Below are 271 nucleotides of genomic sequence, written 5' to 3'. Positions count from 1 at the left end.
CGGTGGTGGGGGTGGTTCCACGACGGTGACGGCGTGGGCGGAGGCCAACGTCCGTGCCTGCGCGTCCACTTCGTGTGATCCCCGCAGCAAGGTGTACCCGGGCCAGTCCTACCCGGCGGAGTGCTGGGTGGTCGGCCAGAGCGTGACCGCCGAGGGCGTCACCAACGACAGGTGGGTCCGCCTCCCGCTCAACGCGGGCGGCGTCGGCTACGTCAGCGGTATCTACCTCAAGGGCGACGAGACCGGAGGCGTCAGCACCCGCTGCTCCTGA

The 271-nt window shown here is 70.5% G+C and carries 1 protein-coding gene; it reads left to right on the top strand.

Annotated elements, in window-relative coordinates; all coding sequences use genetic code 11:
* The coding region (locus RB628_RS42035) for an SH3 domain-containing protein (protein ID WP_318325843.1) at nt 1–271 on the top strand (271 nt) is incomplete at its 5' end.

This window comes from Streptomyces sp. ADMS, from assembly GCF_033441795.1.
Classification (GTDB): Bacteria; Actinomycetota; Actinomycetes; order Streptomycetales; family Streptomycetaceae; genus Streptomyces.
The sequence above is the reverse complement of the archived record's forward strand: the minus strand, read 5'-3'. Positions and strand labels throughout refer to the sequence as shown.